We start from the raw sequence: 16,299 nt of genomic DNA on the forward strand, positions 1-16,299 counted from the left end.
ATAAATGGGAAACAAAGTGGATCTCTCAGAAGTTATTGAACTGTCAAATGACTTGAAATCCGCTTCGGAAGAAATAAAGGACAGTTTAACGAGTGTTGAAGATAGCATTGATAGTCTAATTTCCTTAAATTCGTTTTCAGGAGAAACTGCAACCGCGGCAAAAAATTATTATCAAGATCTTCATCAAACTGTTTTAACATCTTTCAAGGGACTGTTCACGGATCTTCATGAAAATTTAGAACTGCATATAAAAACCTTCCATTCAAAGGTAGATGAAAGCGAAACAGCATTGATAAAAAGTGATTATTTAAAGAACAAAGAAGAAGATATGAACGATGACTATAAAAAATTAGATGCTGCACAACAAACCGTAAGAGACATTATTAATAGTGTTGAAGATATCAGCAGTGCCACTGCACCATCAACTGCATCTATCGATACCGCTAAAAATGACGCAGTGGATACCTTAATAGAATTAGAGGAAAACTTGAATTCTTTCACGAGTGAAGGAGAAGATCAGATTTCTGATATAGACACCTTGCTGAGTAATATTGAGATGACGATCAATGATGCCGGAGCTGTTTCAGGAAGCGGAAGATTTATGGATTATACAGGAACCTCTATGACTCTAGGGTTGCCAATATTGAAGGCTTATAATGAAGAAAAGCAAAGGGAAGCGGAAGTCGAAAAGGCCAGGGAAGTCAAGGACGAGGCAATTAACGATATGGATGAAGATTCCCAAGAAGTATTAAATAAAGTTTATAATGACTTGAAAAATGGGGAGATTGATAAAGCTGAATTCTACGAGACTTTATCCGTTCTGCAAAAAGCAGAAAAAGATTATGAACTCGGAGTAATTGATGAGGCTGTTTATGATTCGATCAAAGGTATTTTAATTAATTCAGGATTTACTTCTAGTTTTACACAAAACTCAATTCAACAAGTAGTTAGTGATAAAATGTCAGAAGGCATCGCAACGAAAGTGCACCAATGGTTGCAACATAATACCTTCAAATTTGTTAATCGTGGTTTAGTAGCAGCACCTGTATATGGGAATGTTCAAACATTTACGGAACCACCTTCTAGTCTGACTAACGCAATACGCACGGGAGCAAGGCATGGTACTTCAATTGTAGGTACAGCAATTGATTTTGGGATTCAATTATATTCAGGCGAGAATGTGACGGATGCAGCAGTGAAAGCAGCAAGTCATACTGCTATCGGGTTAACTGGGGCGGAGATAGGAGGGGCAATAGGCTCCGTTATACCTGTAGGCGGAACAATCATTGGTGGTGCAATAGGATTCGGCCTTGCTGTTGGTGGCTCGATGGCATTTGATTGGTTCTACAATAATAAAGATAGAATTGCAAAAAACATCCAAGATATAGGAGAGAGTGTTGTTGATACAGTTAAGGATGCAGGTGAAAAAATAGGAGAAGCTGTTTCTGGGTTTTTCGGAAATTTAGGTTCTGTGTTTGGTTAAATCACTATTTTTAACGAGTTTTATGAGGAGAATTAGATGAGTGAAAAAATTATTCCTATCTATGGAAAAAAAGAAAAAGGGAAATCAGGGTACACTATATTTATAGATTTACATACAAAAAAAGTATATCGAGCGTTTCATAAGGAAGTCAGTCAATCAACGTTTATGATAAGTTTTTTTGCAACTATCATTTTGATGAGATTCCTAACTGATGTTTCACTTCCTGATTTTCATCCATTTTTGATATTAATATTCATTTTAACGGGAGCATCTATTAGTGTTTACATCGGCATGATAATTCAAAAGAAATTTATGGGAGATTTAATAGAGATCTATCCATCCGAACCAATGGTAGAGGATTTTATAGATGAGGGCAGCACTTTATTTAAAAGAGAGGTCATTATTGCAGCAATTCTTTTACTAGTTTCTGTTATTTTAGTTGGCTTGTTTATCATTTATAATTGGCTTGTTTGGCTTCTGTTTTCTTTTATGTCTTTTGCTATATCGGGAATGATGTTCAACAGTCTGTCCATAGATAGATGGAAATTATATAAATATAGACGATGATTTTGTGAACCGTTTATTGTGATACAAGTCAGTGCGAAGTGAAGAAAAATAAGATGAAAAACTTCAAAATTCATTCAGGTTAGAAAAGGAGTTTTTAACTATGGAAATTTTACCAATTGGCAGTGTTGTTAAATTAAATAACGGGGATGTAAAATTAATGATTTTAAATAGAGCCCCATTATATAATCAAGATGGAAAAATAGGATACTTTGATTACTCAGCATGCGTATACCCTGCTGGTAAAGTGGAAGAACAAGTCTATTTCTTTAATAATGAAAACATCGAGGAAGTGTATTTTAGGGGATATGTAGATGAGCAAGAAGAACTGTTTCAGCAACAATATGAGGAAAAAATAAAAAACGTCATGTTTCCAAAATTTACGATTAAAGATTAAAAATATAGATGGAATTTAATTTATATAGATGCAAGGCAAGGGAGATTCCTTTGCCTTTTTACTTATTTTTTCTAAATGAAACAAAAGATAGGATGATAAAGTTATGAAAGTATTTAAGACAAGTGCCCAGGAATGGTACTTTTTACGAATATATTTACGGAATGTACTCTTAAAAGAAAGTGACTTATCTGAGGAACTAAAAAATGAAACTATTCAGCTTGAGAAATTTGCAATGATAGAACTTTTATTAAAAACACTTGCTAAAATAGTAGGTGTCACCAGTGTTGTACTTTTATTTTTATCCTTTTTACTAAATTCAAACCCCATGCTAACAATAGGAACAGTAGGTGTTTTAGCCGGGATTGGAATATATATATGGTCCTTATACTACACTTTCTCGCTTAAGCGCACTTTTAGAAGAACCAAAGAAAAGATTCACCACGCCCCAAGAGATGAAATAATTCCATTTTATTTTATTGATTCTACAGGCATTTGTATAAATGTTTTTAACACAGAAGATGAAAGCAGAAAGGTTTTCTTACATTGGGAAGAGCTTAGTCATTTTAAAATTGCGCCATTAAGTGTCTATCAGCATAATCTGCAATTGGAAAAGGTAAATAAGAAAAGAAAAGCAATTCTTGGTGGATTGCGTATGGAAGTTAAATATGCGGAGAAACAGGTTGGATCATTGCCTCATGAGGTTTCAGATAAATTTGACACAATTCAAGCAGCATATATCACAGCAAAACAAGATGACCGTATAGTCTGTGTCTTGCCATTATCCCCTGAATGGGTCAATGAGAATTCATTTGAAACAGCACTTGTTAACTATTTACCTTATAAAAAGAGCGATAGAGGGACAGACGCAGTGATTTAGCCTCCTTTTCACCCAATGATGAAAAGCTCATTAAGTGGTGAGAAGCGACTAAAGAATTATGAGATATGATCGTTTTAGTCTTTTTATGCGTGGTTCTTGTTGCAGATAATGTCTGAGAAGCAGAGTTCTTCAGTCTGGGTTGGATTCATTAAAAAACGGTATAATGTCTTTTGTGGGGTGAATTAAGTCGGAAGAGAGATTAATCTTTGACATAATTTGAAGCAAGAAACATTATGCAAAAAAGAAAGGAAATGTTATATGAAAAATATATTCTCAGGGTCATTCTCCCAACTGGAAGATACGGTCAGTGAGAGCTTTGCAAAAAACTCTATTGATACAATAGAGAGGTTTTCTTTTGAAAAGGCTATGATAGTTCTAGTAATTTTTATGGGTGGGTTCTATGCTTTTTATGGAGTAAGTATATATCTGGGAAATAATATGGATAGTGGATCAATTGTACTTGATATGAATAATGAGTACATTCCATTCCTAACAAATATTTGGTATCCAATAGTACAAGGTATATTATTTTTAATTACTGTATTTGGGGGGGATATTATAGGAGGAAAAATAATGTGAAAGCATTTTATATTTATAATACTTTTCTTACAGTTTTTGTACTCCTGTTTATATTATTATTTTTAAAGTTTGCACAATTAGTTGTATATTCCTTTCCATTACGTATGGTGCATACGGTTTTATATATTCTGTGTTTCGTTTATGTTTTTGTCCGGAGTTACCAAAATGCGAAAGAAATGGTATTTGGGGAGAAAAAGAAAAGAAGTGCCATCGTGGAATGGTTCAGTAGAAATCAAAAAAGTGTGCTAAGTGTTTTGGCAGGTATTGGTGGCCTGTATTATCTTGGTAAGGTAATATTTCCTGCAGCAGGAGACTTGAAAACTCGTTTGATTGGAGGGCTGATCGATTTCTTACAGCTGCTTGCCTGTTTAACTATTTTAGTATTTCTGTATTTAAATAATGTCGTGATAAGAAGCTACTACCTATATAAATATTCAGAAGAGTTCAGACTTAAATTTGGAATAGACAAGAGTAAGTGGTATGGGAAAAGTATATAGATAAAAATAATTCTAGCTTGAAAAAGCGTAAATCATAGTTTTTTATTTATAAAAATTAGTAGGTAAACTACTTAACGGAGAATAGGGAGCACAGCAAATACACTCAACATTAGGATCGATGTAGTCGAACATAAGCATGAACGATTGTAACAGGAACAAGATATGCTGCGCCAGGTATAGGAGCAGTGCTAGATTTTGGTATTTTATTAGCTGGTGGAAAAGACGCAACCGAAGCAGCAATTAAAGCTACTGGACATTTAGGTGCTGGGTTAGCTGGCTTTATAATCGGATCAGCAATCCCAGCTCCTGTTCTCGGGCCAATTGCAGGATTTACAGCAGGGGTTCTTGGATCTATGGCATTTGATTGGTGTTATGACAATGCGGATATGTTAATTGTAGGCGCACAAAATGTAGGAAATGCTATTGTCGATAAAGTCACTGATACAGGAGAAAAAATAGGAGAAGCTGTTTCTGGATTCTTTGGGGACTTAGGCTCTGTATTTAGTTAAAAGGAGAATTTAATAATGATATGAGTGATAATGAGAAAGAAAAATTAATCCCTTTTTATAGATACCAAAAAAGAGATACACAAGGGTATACTTTGTTTTTAGATGTACATTCTCAGCGTGTATATAAAGTTATACACAAGGAGGGGAATGGTGTTGCATATTGGATTGCTTTCGCTTTAGTATTAGGGATAATAAGAGCGATTCAAGATATACATTTACCTATGAGCAATCCAGTAAACTTAATAATTGTAATTGTATTGGGTATATTAAGTGTGTTAAGTGGTGTTTTTATTTATAAAAACTACTATAAAGATTTAAAAGAAATTTATCCAACAAAAGATATGATAGAGGATTATATTTATGAAGCAAAGGGTTTATTAAAAAAGGAAGTAATAGTTACAATTATTGTGTCTATAGCTGTTATCATCTTTTTAATCTTGTTTTTAGTTAGTTATAGATTGATGTGGTTACTATTTTCATATCCTCTATTATCAGGGGTTGTGGTAGCAATATGTGGATTACCAAAAGCAAGATTTGAATTATATAAAGAAAGGAGATAGATGATATGGAAATTTTACCTATTGGAAGTGTTGTTAGACTAATAAGTGGAGATGTCAAATTAATGATATTGAAAAGCACAGAAGGAAAAGCTCTAGGTTAGTGTTGATATCGGACCACGAATACTGATATCCTAAGATGAGTGCTGATATCTCGGCCCTAAATACTGATATTCCAAGAGTGAGTGCTGATATCTCGGCCACAAGTACTGATATCCCAAGAGTGAATGCTGATAACCAGCTATGAGTGCTGATATCTTATGAACGGTTTGATATACCTCAAAGGGGAATCCGGTATTTAATTACACATTAGATTCTAATAATCTAAGAAAGTTATTAACGACTTACATAAGAGTGCAATCCCAAATGAGGAATTGCACTATACCTTAGAATTATTCATACAGCCTTTTTATTTGAAATAAGAGACCCTTTTCAAAGCAATACAAATTGGAATGGCAATGATAATACCTAATACATTTTGAACAAGGTCTCCAGGTATGGAGGCTAAAGGTGCAATCCAATTACCGTATAGAAAGCTTTCACCAATATAATAAACAGCTACCATAAATGGAATGGAAATGATGGTTGCCGTTAAATTTAATGCCAGGCTATTACCTTTGTGACCATTTAACCATGAAATTTTACCAACGATATATCCTTGTAAACCACGAGAGACAATCGTGATTGGCGCCCATAGCACCCAACCTCCAATGATATCAAACAATCCCATTCCTATCGCACCAGCAAGTGCCCCTTTTTTAGGTCCAAATAAAATAGATGAAATAAATAGCATAGCTGTTCCTAGATGAACTAAACCACCATTTGCCGCGATTGGTAGTCTAATATTTAAAAAGACAGTAGAAACAAAAACAAGTGCAATTAACATGGATGTTATAATTAAATCTAGGGTTTTTTGACGTGATTTTAAAGTACTTTGCGTCGTTTGCATATCTGTATACCTTCCTATCTAGTATTTTTCTTATTACTTTAGCAAACAACTGGTCTATTCAAAAGTGTCAATTTAACAAAAAACGTTAGGGTCAGTTTGGGATGATGCGTTAAAGTGTTTCTGTTTTTCACGGAGTGCTATAATTGTAGCACGTACATAGTAGTTTTTTAGGAGGTTATTATGAAAAAAGTTGCTGTCATACAGGATTTATCATCATTTGGGAAATGTTCGTTAACAGCTGCGATTCCGGTTCTTTCTGTAATGGGTGTACAGGCATGCCCTTTACCAACGGCAATCTTAACTGCCCAAACTGGTTATCCAAGTTTCTTTTACGAAGATTTTACATCTAAAATGAATCATTTCACGGAGGAATGGAGTAAGCTTCCTGTAACCTTTGATGGAATCCATACTGGTTTTGTTACTGGTAGTGAGCAAATTAATAATATTTTCCACTTTTTAGATAGATTCCATACAAATGAAACTACCTTACTGGTTGATCCAGTAATGGGGGATACTGGGGAAGTCTATAAGCTTTTTACGGATGAATTGTTAGTACAAATGAAAGAATTGGTGAAACGCGCAGAGGTGATTACACCAAATGTTACGGAGTGCTGTTTGCTGGCAGGATTATCTTATGAAAAACTACATCATTATACAGATGAAAAGGATTATTTGAAAGCATTAGAAGAGGCTGGGAATGTTTTGCAGCAAGAAACTGGTGCTCAAGTTATCGTCACTGGAGTGAACCCACCATCAACAGATTCACATAAGCGGTTTATTGGAAATATGTATTTGGATGGAAGTAAAACCTTTTATCGGGCGATGCCGTATAACGGAAAAAGCTATTCTGGTACCGGTGATTTATTTGCATCCGTAATTATGGGAAGCATGTTACGTGGAGAAGACTTGCAAAAATCTGTAGAGCTTGCAGAGGCTTTCTTGAGAGAGGCAATCCATGATTCCACTTTGGAACAAATTGCCGAAATAGAAGGCGTAAATTTTGAGAAATATTTAGGAATGTTATTATAAAAATGATAGGAAACCTTATATTTAGGGTGGGCAACAAAGGCATTCGCTAAAATACTTAGGCGAATGCCAAGCCACTAAAGTTATGTACATATCTTTTAGGAACCCAAAAATACAGCCCCATAAATAAGAGCACCAAGCACAACATAAACGGGACTAATCCGTTTTACTTCTAAGAAATAGTAACCTGCAATAATTAATAATATCGTATGAATTACGCCAACATCTATGTACGAATCAAAGAAAAACTCAATCGTCATGACTCCCAGAAGTACTGCAATCGTAGGGCGGATGATATGGGTTAGCTTTTTAACTCGAGGTGAATCTTTAAATTTTAATAAAATACCTAAAAGGACTATTAATAAGATTAAGGAAGGGGCAACCGATGCGAATAAACCAATGATAGATCCTATCATTCCACCTTGACTAAACCCGACGTAAGCAGCCATTTTTGTCGCAATAGGTCCTGGTAAAGCATTACCTAAAGCTACCATTTCACTAAATTCTTGATTGGTGAACCATCCATATTTATCAACTACTTCATGCTGTAAGAGGGGGATTGTTGCGGGACCGCCTCCATAGCCAAGAATATTCGAAATAAAATTGGTATAAAAAATCTGCCAGTACTTAACAATCACGAGTCTCCCTCCTGATTAACACGTTTATCTTTTTCTCGTTCTTCTCTTGAAGGGAATAGTAGTGCATATAAAATTAATGCAACAATAACAATGGCCGGATGCAAACCCATTAATTCTATAACGATTACGCTAATACCTGTATAAAAAATTGCCATACCCCAGCCTAGGTTTATTTTTGATTTACGGAAAAAATCCCAGGCAAGTACCCCAATCATGACACCAGCTATAGGAAGAACGCCTTTAGACATGCCATGCACCCAAGGCTTATCTTTATATGTATGTAACGCAGTAAGTAAAAGGATGATTAAAATTGCTGTAGGTACTACGGTTGCTATGATGCTAATTAACATTCCAAAAAATCCCTTGAGACGCCAACCAATATAGCCTGCCATTTTTGTGTTGATTGGACCAGGCAATGTGTTCGCAAGTGCCAATATATTGGAAAATTCATCATCATCCATCCATTTATATCTTTCTACTACTTCTCTTTGCATAAGAGGGATTGCCGATAGTCCACCACCATAGCCAAGCATACCCGCGCGAAAAAAAGCGATGAACAGATCCTTGAGCATGTAGCTTAACATCTCCTTATTTCAACTAATGTTCTGTATATTAACTATGATGTATTCATAAATGGATGTCAATATATTTATATCTTTCTAACTTATGAATACCTTACTCATACCACTCCTGAACCTTCTTATCTGTAGGCAATAAGAAAGTGAGAAATCCAAGTAATGGCAACAAGGAAGCCATAATCATCGTTGTTGATAATCCTAATAAATCAATAAAGTAACCAAGGGCAACAGACCCGATGGCACCCATACCAAATGCTAGACCGACAATTAAACCAGACATTGTACCAATTTTACCTGGAACAAGTTCCTGTGCATAGACAACCGTTACGGAAAAGCTAGACATTAAGAATAATCCGATTGTTGCTAAGAGAATCATAGCAAAAATGGGTCCAACATAGGGTAATAAAATCGATAAAGGGCTGGATGCAACAAGGGAGAATAAAATAACATTTCTTCTACCAAAACGATCGGCTAAAGGTCCTCCAAGAAATGTCCCAACAGCCCCCATTGCTAGAAAGATAAAGATATAGATTTGTGATTTGGCGATAGTAAGATCATACGAATCGATCGCATAAAATGCATAGAAGTTCGAAATGGCTGCTGCATACCAAGAACGGGCAAAAACAAGGAAAATTAATACGATAAGAGCGCTTTTAATTGCCTTGGATACAGCTCTACTATGTGTTTTAGCTGCTAACTTTTTCTTTTTCGCTTGAATTGATTGAATTTGTCCACGATACCATTTAGCAATATACGTTAAAAATACAACAGCTAAGCCCGCAATCAATGTAAACCAAGCGGCTCCAATTTGTCCAAGTGGAACGAGAATTAATGCGGTTATAACCGGGGCCAATGCTTGCCCTGAATTTCCGCCAACTTGGAAAATCGATTGTGCAAGCCCTCTTTTATTTCCCGCAGCAAGATATACCACACGAGAACCCTCTGGATGAAACACCGCGGATCCTAATCCGATAAAAACAACACTCACTAAAACAAGCCAGAAATTCGGTGCTAGTGCTAAACCAAGCATTCCTACCATGCTACTGGTTAATCCAATTGGTAATGAGTAGGGTAGAGGTTTTTTATCCGTGAATGTACCGACTAAGGGCTGCATCACAGAAGAAATCATATTTAAGGTAAAGGCAATAAGTCCAAGCTGTGTGAACGATAGCCCCATCGATCTTTCCAAAATGGGAAACATAGCTGGAATAACTGCTTGAAGCGAATCATTTAATAAGTGACAAGCTCCGATGATGAATAAAATACGGTAAAGAGTTTGGTTTTCATCATGGGGCTTGCCAACATCTTTATGTAGCGCTTTTTCCAATTCAAATCCTTCTTTCCGATTTACATTTTTAACGTGAAGTGGCTGGAAGACTTTCTTAAGATGAAAAATAAAAAAATACTTGATGTTTCACGTTATATTGCTATTTTACATAGGATATTTAATTTTGCAATACTTCTGAACTAATTAAGATTTATTTCATATCCACAGACAAATCTTTCACTACACCATATAATTTTCCCGAATAAGGGTAAATTAAAAAAGATTCACAAGTGAGAGGAATGAAAAGTTATGGTAAATAAATTATTCTTAATAATGCTTATCATTGGACTACCGCTTTCTGTTGCAGGTACTTTGTTGCATTGGTCAACGGTACTTATGTTCATCATTTACTGTTTAACTATTATTACATTAGCAGGTTATATGGGGAGGGCAACTGAAAGTTTAGCCATTGTGATGGGGCCAAGAATTGGTGGACTCTTAAATGCCACATTTGGTAATGCGGTAGAACTTATTATCTCGATATTCTCATTAAAAGCTGGTTTAATCGGAATTGTACTAGCTTCTTTAACTGGTTCGATAATAGGAAACCTGTTATTAGTAGGGGGGTTGTCCTTCCTTATAGGGGGAATCAAATATAAGAGGCAGCCTTTTAACGTACATGATGCAAGAAATAATGCGGCTCTATTGATATTTGCGGTTGTCGTTGCATTCGTTATTCCAGAAGTATTCTCTTCTAATATGACAGCCCAAGAAACGATGAATCTTAGTGTGGCTGTATCGATTATTTTGATTATTTTATATTTGGCTACATTATTCTTTAAACTTTTTACACATCGTGGGGTTTATCCATCAAGTCATGAAGAGGAATCTACTACTCATGAGGAAGAACCAGAGTGGGGGAAAGGGAAAGCAATTATTATTCTTGCCTTAGCTACGTTGGCTGTTGCTTATGTGTCGGAAAATTTAGTTCATACTTTTTCAGAAGTTGGGGAAACCTTTGGATGGACGGAGTTATTTATAGGAGTCATCATTGTAGCTATTGTCGGTAATGCCGCGGAACATGCATCCGCTGTTTTGATGGCTTTAAAAAATAAAATGGATGTTGCAGTTGAAATTGCAGTTGGATCTACCCTGCAGGTTGCGATGTTTGTTGCTCCTGTGTTGGTATTAGTGTCTCTTTTATTTGAAACTTCCATGCCGCTTGTATTTACGTGGCCTGAGTTAATTAGTATGGTTACGGCGGTGTTCCTAACGATAATGATTTCTATTGATGGAGAATCGAATTGGTTTGAAGGGTTGGCATTATTAGCTGCTTATTTAATCATGGGAGTTGGATTTTATCTCCTTTAAAGTAACCGATCATTATAAAAGAAAAACCCGAACAGTTATGATTGTTCGGGTTCTTTCATTCTATTCTTTTTTATAAGAGTAACTATTAACATCAACTGGTTTCCATTCATCGTTTGGTTTGTAGAAACGTAATAGATCACCATACATTACTTTATCAGATAAATCTAATTCATGAAGCACTGTTTCTTTTTGTTTAATCATTTCTTCTGTAGGTTCTTCGATTACTTCTTTTGTTTTATTATCGTAATATACCCCGTCTAGATAAGTGAAATCTTTTGTTACAAAATTCCCTTTACGGAACGGTACATAATCTTTGTGATCCTCGGAAAACATATCCGTACCCATTAGAATATAATCTTGTGCATCAATACCTAGAAGATGCAGCATAGTTGGTACAACATCAATTTGTCCACTATATTCATGATTAGTTCCTTGGCCTTTTACTCCAGGAATCTTTATCATAAATGGAACACGATGTAATTCAGAGTATTTAAGTGGAGTAATTTCTTCACCAAGAATCTCTTCCATCGCTTTATTATGATTATCCGAAATACCATAATGGTCACCATATATCATAATAACAGAATCGTCATATAAACCAGCTTCTTTTAAATCGTTAAAGAATTGTTCTAGTGCTTCATCCAAATACCGAGCGGTTTGGAAATAATTGTTTACCGTTTTATCATTAGTTTCGGCTGGTGCAAGTGTTGCTTCTTCTTCATTAATTGTAAAAGGATGATGATTCGTCAATGTCATTAAGTGCGCATAAAATGGTTGTTTCATTTCTTTTAGATATTTAATAGACTCTTCAAAGAATGGCTTGTCTTTTAATCCATAGTTAATAACATTGTCCTCACTCATATCATAATAATCTTCATGATAAAATTCATCGATACCAAAGTGTTTATAAATTTCATCCCGATTCCAGAATGATTTACCATCACCATGTAAAACTGCACTAGTATACCCTTGACGCTCGCCAATAATTGCTGGGAAGGATTGGTACGTGTTGTCACCTTTCATTACAAACGCAGATCCTTGTGGTAAACCATAAAGCGAATTATCCATAATTAATTCAGCATCAGCTGTTTTCCCTTGCTCCGTTTGATGGAAGAAGTTATCAAAATATGTGAAATTCTGACTTTCATCATGTACTAATGAGTTGAGAAATGGTGTAACTTCTTCACCATGTAATTTAAAATCTATTAGAAAAGATTGGAAAGATTCTAAATGGATCTTAATAATATTTTTACCTTCTGCGACACCAAAGTAAGCAGGATTTGGTTCAGCATATTTAGTTTTTGTATAGTTTTCAACAACGGTAATATCATCACTATCTGCTAAAACTCGTTGTGTGGAAGTATTTGCACTTTGAATCGTATCATAAGCAATGAAATTGTATATACCTAAATATTTCACTAAATAGTTACGGTCAAAAGCTCTTTCTAACAATTGTGGTCTATCAGCTTCCGCTAAACCTAGATTAATAGTAAATACTAAGACCCCCATTGCTAGAATGGTAAGGGGTTTACGTACTTTTATACGTGTTTCAGACCAGTTCCCTTTAACCATGTTATATAAAACTATTAAAACGACAATATCTATTAAATATAAAAGGTCATGCCATTGCATTAAACTAATGATGCTACCGCCTAAACTGCCAAAGTTATTTGTTTGCATCATTGTCGCTAACGTTATAAAGTCACTATTAAAACGATAGAATACAATGTTTGCATAAAGAATGAGGCCGAGTAACACTTGCATAATGATTAAGCGTCTACCAACTTTACGTCCTTTAGAAAATAGTGTAATTCCTAGGAGAATTAAACCTGAGCTTAAAGGGTTTAAGAATAATAGAAATTCTTGGATAGCCCCCTTCACACCCAAATCAAATTCCACTTTATAAATCAAATAAGTTTTCAACCAATAAAGAACTAATACAATTGAGAAGAATCCCATCTTCGTAGAAATTAATTTCTTCACTTATTCTTCACCTCGAATGGTTTCTAGGTTAATTTAAATTTTAAATTATTTTTAGTACTTACAAATGCTAATTATAACACATGGTTTTGGGATTAGGAAATGGGAAGTAATGGTTGATTTTGTCGAATCCATTAATAATAAGTTAAAGATATATGAAAAAGAGACAGTCCATTGTCCGGCTATTGCTGGGACGATGGATCTGTCTCTACATTTCTTCATATATTTTCTTTTTCCAGGTTAGAAATTCTTCAGACAACAACAAGTTTACGTCTCTTGGACGGTCAAAGGGGATGATGAATTCCTTTTTAACAGTTGCCGGCTTATTCGATAAAATAATAATTCGATCGGATAAAAAAATAGCTTCTTCTATGTTATGAGTAATAAATAATATGGAACGTTTATGCTCTTCCCAAATAGAAAGAAGCCATTTTTGCATTTTTGTACGGGTAAATTCATCTAAGGCAGAAAATGGTTCGTCCAACAAGATTAGAGATTGTGGGCTTAACAAGCTTCGAATAAAAGAAACACGCTGTTTCATTCCACCTGATAATTGACGAGGGTAGGAGTTTTCATAGCCCTTAAGCCCGGCCCGTTCAATCATTTCTAATGCTTTTTCCTTATCAACCTTTCCTGCAATTTCTTGCCCAAGAACTACATTGTCCAAAATCGTTCGCCATGGAAAGAGGGAAGAGGATTGTGGCATATAGCTAATCGAACCACGTTTCCCATTGATTTTTTCTCTATCTAAATAGATCGAACCTCCCGATGGCTGGCTCATTCCACCAATAATGCTAAAGAGTGTACTTTTCCCACTTCCAGATGGACCTAATAGAGAAACGAATTCCCCGTCTTTGACGGAGAAGTTGATATTGGATAATACATGATTGTCTTCAAACGATTTGGATATATCATGAATTTCAAGACTCATATGGATTTATTCCTTCCTCTGGTTTCCACTTAATGACCCTTTTTTCGATAAGGGTTATTAGTAAAAAGAATAATAAACTGAGTGCCACAATAACGATAATGGCTACAAAGACACGATCGGTTCGGTAGGATGAAGATGCTAATGTCATATACACGCCAATACCTTTACTTGCACCTAGCCATTCGGAAATGACTGCGCCCATCACACTATATGTTGCAGAAATCTTTAGTCCTGAGAATAGGGATGGTAAAGCGTTCGGCCATTCTAGTTTCCGAAAAGTTTGTCCTTTTGTCGCACCAGCCATTTGAATATAGTGTTTTAAATCAGCATCTGTTTGACGAAAGCCATCAAGTAGAGCAATGGTTATCGGAAAGAAACAAACGAGCGAAATAACAATTAGCTTCGGTAGCATGCCAAATCCAAACCAAATAACAAGTAATGGTGCTAGGACAATAACAGGAATGTTTTGTGAAATAATGATAAATGGATAAAATAAGTCCTTTAGTAGAGGCATTAAATGGAGACATATGGCAACAAAAACGCCAACCCCACTACCAATTAAAAACCCAAGAACAATCAATTGAATAGTAGATGGAAGGTGTTCCGTGTAAATTGACCAGCTAGTCCATGCTTCTTGGAAAATTTGAATTGGTCCAGGAAGTAGCCATGATGGCATGTCAAAAATTCTAGTTCCAACTTCCCACAAGATGAAGAAAAGGATGATAGCCAGAACCGGCCTCCATCCTTTTTTTGCCATGGTACTCATTAACGATACTTCTCCGTTAATTGATCCATGGATGCACCGTCTGGTTTATAAAAAATCTTAATTTGAGAAATGGCACTAGCACAACCTTTCTCAACCATTTTCTCATTCATTTTTTCCACAATTTGTAGTAATTCAGAAAGGTTTCCTTCCATGGTTGTTTCAAGTGGATTAACCTGGTATTTCACACCTGATTCATCAATCACTTTAATTGCTTCATCTACTAATGGATATGTGTCTACTCCGTTTTCTGCTTTAGGAATCATTTGAATACTTAATAATGCGTTTGCCAATTAAAATCTCTCCTTTATCATTTAAGGTAAAAAGTCATTTGTAAATGCCTTTTCACTATCCAGTTCAACTTCTAATAGATCATTTTCATACATCCAATTTGCATAGTTTTCCCATATTTCTAGCTTTTGAATTCCCCATTTTTCTGCATCATCTTGATATTTAGGAGACAGCCACTCTTGACTTGCTTTAACTAGTTCAGGGTCAAGGTCTGGTACTGCTTCAATAAGTACGTCTGCAGCTTCGCTTGGGTTTTCTATTGCGAACTCATAACCTTTGGAAACAGCACGTAAGAAGCTTTTAATAGTTTCCGGATCATCTTGTATCATATTTTCATTGGTTGCTAATACCGGAGTATAATAGTCTAATTTCTTACTATAATCCGTTAAATAATTCATATGAAGCGGTTGGTCACGGAGCTCTGCTTTAATACCATCCCAACCATAGTAAATCCAAGCAAAATCAATTCCTTGCTCAAGTGCTGTGAAAAAGTCTGTATTTCCGATATTAACGATTTCAACCTTCTCTACATCGGCATTATCCTCCTGCATAATCGAATCTAGTACAGCCTTTTCCACTGGTGCACCCCATCCACCATAAGATTTACCCTCAAAGTCTTTTGCAGTTGTAATATTATTTTCCTTTAGGGAAGCAAAACCAGACGTATTATGCTGAATAATAGCAGCAATCGAAACAATAGGTACATTTTGTATTCGTGCTTCCGTAATTCCTTCTTGGTAGCTAACACCAAAATCAGCATTTCCAGTAGCGACTAATTGCTCAGCACCTGCTTCTCCAGGCTGAATAATGTCAACATCTAAACCTTCTTCTTCAAAATACCCTTTATCCCTAGCCACATAGAGACCAGTATGATTGGTGTTTGGGGTCCAATCCAGAACAAGGGTTATTTTTTTTAGTTGCTTTGCATCTTCACCTGTTTGATCTGTACTTTCTTCATCTGTGTTGTTACCGCATGCAGCTAGTACAATTAGCAACAGGCAAAAAACAGATAATTTCCTCATAATAAATAGTCCTCCCTGTT

20 protein-coding genes are annotated in these 16,299 nt (G+C 35.5%); 11 read left to right on the plus strand and 9 right to left on the minus strand.

The window, feature by feature from the left end; genetic code table 11:
• Window positions 1-4 precede the first annotated feature (4 nt).
• From KM885_RS07750 to KM885_RS07790, 9 genes are all read left to right on the plus strand, one after another.
• Window positions 5-1,483, plus strand: coding sequence for a T7SS effector LXG polymorphic toxin (locus KM885_RS07750; protein ID WP_204798214.1), 1,479 nt, complete (start codon window positions 5-7; stop codon window positions 1,481-1,483).
• A gap of 36 nt (window positions 1,484-1,519) precedes the next feature.
• Entirely contained in the window at window positions 1,520-2,050 is a 531-nt protein-coding gene (locus tag KM885_RS07755) for a hypothetical protein (protein ID WP_204798215.1), read from the plus strand.
• A 100-nt stretch (window positions 2,051-2,150) separates the two neighbouring features.
• A complete protein-coding gene (locus KM885_RS07760) occupies window positions 2,151-2,444 on the plus strand; it encodes a DUF4176 domain-containing protein (protein ID WP_244986950.1) in 294 nt (97 codons plus the stop codon).
• A 103-nt stretch (window positions 2,445-2,547) separates the two neighbouring features.
• Window positions 2,548-3,321: a hypothetical protein gene (locus tag KM885_RS07765; protein WP_204798216.1), complete on the plus strand. Its 774-nt coding sequence runs from the start codon at window positions 2,548-2,550 to the stop codon at window positions 3,319-3,321.
• A gap of 258 nt (window positions 3,322-3,579) precedes the next feature.
• Window positions 3,580-3,900, plus strand: a complete 321-nt coding sequence (locus KM885_RS07770; RefSeq protein ID WP_204798217.1) for a hypothetical protein — start codon at window positions 3,580-3,582, stop codon at window positions 3,898-3,900.
• Window positions 3,897-4,397: a hypothetical protein gene (locus KM885_RS07775; RefSeq protein ID WP_216883754.1), complete on the plus strand. Its 501-nt coding sequence runs from the start codon at window positions 3,897-3,899 to the stop codon at window positions 4,395-4,397. The genes KM885_RS07770 and KM885_RS07775 overlap by 4 nt, the downstream gene beginning before the upstream one ends.
• A gap of 185 nt (window positions 4,398-4,582) precedes the next feature.
• Window positions 4,583-4,906 (plus strand): hypothetical protein, encoded by a 324-nt coding sequence (locus tag KM885_RS07780; RefSeq protein WP_244986951.1) that lies wholly within the window; start codon window positions 4,583-4,585, stop codon window positions 4,904-4,906.
• A 20-nt stretch (window positions 4,907-4,926) separates the two neighbouring features.
• Window positions 4,927-5,466 carry a hypothetical protein gene (locus tag KM885_RS07785; RefSeq protein WP_060667851.1) on the plus strand — a complete coding sequence of 180 codons (540 nt, stop codon included), beginning with the start codon at window positions 4,927-4,929 and terminating at the stop codon, window positions 5,464-5,466.
• A gap of 5 nt (window positions 5,467-5,471) precedes the next feature.
• The gene (locus KM885_RS07790) at window positions 5,472-5,567 is read left to right on the plus strand and encodes a DUF4176 domain-containing protein (RefSeq protein WP_145524048.1); all 96 of its coding nucleotides are present in this window, start codon (window positions 5,472-5,474) and stop codon (window positions 5,565-5,567) included.
• A 305-nt stretch (window positions 5,568-5,872) separates the two neighbouring features.
• On the opposite strand, the gene KM885_RS07795 is transcribed toward KM885_RS07790, so the two are convergent.
• Window positions 5,873-6,412: an ECF transporter S component gene (locus KM885_RS07795; protein ID WP_204798432.1), complete on the minus strand. Its 540-nt coding sequence runs from the start codon at window positions 6,410-6,412 to the stop codon at window positions 5,873-5,875.
• A 180-nt stretch (window positions 6,413-6,592) separates the two neighbouring features.
• Between KM885_RS07795 and KM885_RS07800 the strand changes: the two genes are divergently transcribed.
• Complete coding sequence (locus KM885_RS07800) at window positions 6,593-7,441, plus strand: pyridoxamine kinase (RefSeq protein ID WP_047186484.1); 849 nt, start codon at window positions 6,593-6,595, stop codon at window positions 7,439-7,441.
• A gap of 95 nt (window positions 7,442-7,536) precedes the next feature.
• On the opposite strand, the gene KM885_RS07805 is transcribed toward KM885_RS07800, so the two are convergent.
• From KM885_RS07805 to KM885_RS07815, 3 genes are all read right to left on the minus strand, one after another.
• A complete protein-coding gene (locus tag KM885_RS07805) occupies window positions 7,537-8,073 on the minus strand; it encodes a chromate transporter (protein WP_047186490.1) in 537 nt (178 codons plus the stop codon).
• Window positions 8,073-8,648 (minus strand): chromate transporter, encoded by a 576-nt coding sequence (locus KM885_RS07810; RefSeq protein WP_047186485.1) that lies wholly within the window; start codon window positions 8,646-8,648, stop codon window positions 8,073-8,075. Before KM885_RS07810 ends, KM885_RS07805 begins: the two co-directional genes overlap by 1 nt.
• A gap of 103 nt (window positions 8,649-8,751) precedes the next feature.
• Window positions 8,752-9,981, minus strand: coding sequence for an MFS transporter (locus KM885_RS07815; RefSeq protein ID WP_204798431.1), 1,230 nt, complete (start codon window positions 9,979-9,981; stop codon window positions 8,752-8,754).
• 249 nt (window positions 9,982-10,230) lie between these two features.
• Here KM885_RS07815 and cax point away from each other — a divergent pair, with 249 nt between their 5' ends.
• Window positions 10,231-11,292: a calcium/proton exchanger gene (gene cax / locus KM885_RS07820; protein WP_204798427.1), complete on the plus strand. Its 1,062-nt coding sequence runs from the start codon at window positions 10,231-10,233 to the stop codon at window positions 11,290-11,292.
• A gap of 60 nt (window positions 11,293-11,352) precedes the next feature.
• Here cax and ltaS read toward each other — a convergent pair whose 3' ends face one another.
• The 5 genes from ltaS to KM885_RS07845 all read right to left on the minus strand — a co-directional run bounded on the left by ltaS (window position 11,353) and on the right by KM885_RS07845 (window position 16,279).
• Complete coding sequence (gene ltaS / locus KM885_RS07825; RefSeq protein ID WP_338113673.1) at window positions 11,353-13,275, minus strand: lipoteichoic acid synthase; 1,923 nt, start codon at window positions 13,273-13,275, stop codon at window positions 11,353-11,355.
• Window positions 13,276-13,480: 205 nt separating this feature from the next.
• A complete protein-coding gene (locus tag KM885_RS07830; RefSeq protein ID WP_047183918.1) occupies window positions 13,481-14,203 on the minus strand; it encodes an ABC transporter ATP-binding protein in 723 nt (240 codons plus the stop codon).
• On the minus strand, window positions 14,193-14,969 hold the full coding sequence (locus KM885_RS07835) for an ABC transporter permease (RefSeq protein WP_047183919.1): 777 nt from the start codon (window positions 14,967-14,969) through the stop codon (window positions 14,193-14,195). Before KM885_RS07835 ends, KM885_RS07830 begins: the two co-directional genes overlap by 11 nt.
• Complete coding sequence (locus KM885_RS07840) at window positions 14,969-15,259, minus strand: thiamine-binding protein (RefSeq protein WP_047183920.1); 291 nt, start codon at window positions 15,257-15,259, stop codon at window positions 14,969-14,971. Before KM885_RS07840 ends, KM885_RS07835 begins: the two co-directional genes overlap by 1 nt.
• 21 nt (window positions 15,260-15,280) lie before the next feature.
• Window positions 15,281-16,279: an ABC transporter substrate-binding protein gene (locus KM885_RS07845; protein WP_204798426.1), complete on the minus strand. Its 999-nt coding sequence runs from the start codon at window positions 16,277-16,279 to the stop codon at window positions 15,281-15,283.
• Window positions 16,280-16,299: the final 20 nt, after the last annotated feature.

Origin of the sequence: Oceanobacillus caeni, assembly GCF_019037185.1 — a bacterium.
In the GTDB taxonomy this organism is placed as follows: domain Bacteria; phylum Bacillota; class Bacilli; order Bacillales; family Amphibacillaceae; genus Oceanobacillus; species Oceanobacillus caeni.